Genomic DNA, 785 nt, shown 5'->3' with positions numbered 1-785 from the left:
ATGTTATCAGCAATATTAATTATTCCGCAAAAATCAAAAAGTCCTAAAGCTAATACCCTATTTTAATTATAAAATTCACCTATCTCTAAAGCCAATTGTTTTCATCTTTACATTTCTTTACAAAAAAGTCCGCCAAAAAACTAGCCAACTATTTTTTTAATGGTTATACTTTTATCGCTATAGGAAAACAAGCTTATTAAATAAGCAAATAATTATAAAAAATCTAAATAAAACAAATCATTACTTGACACGACAGGTGGAACGTAATGCATTATCATTTTAGGCACAAGCACTGGCAAACCTATGTCTTAAATTTATCAAATAATCCTATTCGACGAGTTTTTACACGAAACTTATTTATATCTTCGAAATTATCTCTCAACGAATTATCGAAATTATCGTTCAAATCACCTAAAACAGCTTTGCTAGTATTAGCACTGTTATTATTGTCATCGTCATGGAATGTACAGGCGAATGGTAAAAAGGCTCGAGCGGGTAATCGTAGTGATGCAATAATATTACTATCCGAACCATTACCAGCGGAGCCAGTTATGCCAGTTATCAAGTATGTAAGGCCGAATCTATATCAGGGTGAGGGAAAACACGCAGGCCCTGCTAACATATGGAATCCTAAGAAGGGCTTTTTAGTTCAATCAACCAATCCAGGATCATATAACCTCAATTTTCCAACTACAGGTGCGGATAATTTATATTTTGATTTACTCATTACAGGAATAGATGTAAGAGAATTGACATGGGCACCTGTCACGCATGAGGGAATTACT

Annotated in this window: 1 protein-coding gene; it reads left to right on the top strand. The window is 33.8% G+C overall.

Annotated elements, in window-relative coordinates; genetic code table 11:
* Positions 1-446: 446 nt before the first annotated feature.
* Positions 447-785 (top strand): hypothetical protein (locus tag BQ5209_RS10545; RefSeq protein WP_143421922.1); only part of this gene is annotated, 339 nt, incomplete at its 3' end.

Source organism: Gilliamella mensalis, from assembly GCF_900103085.1.
Taxonomy (GTDB): Bacteria; Pseudomonadota; Gammaproteobacteria; order Enterobacterales; family Orbaceae; genus Gilliamella; species Gilliamella mensalis.
Note: the sequence above shows the minus strand (reverse complement) of the source record. Positions and strands in the feature narration are given on the sequence as shown.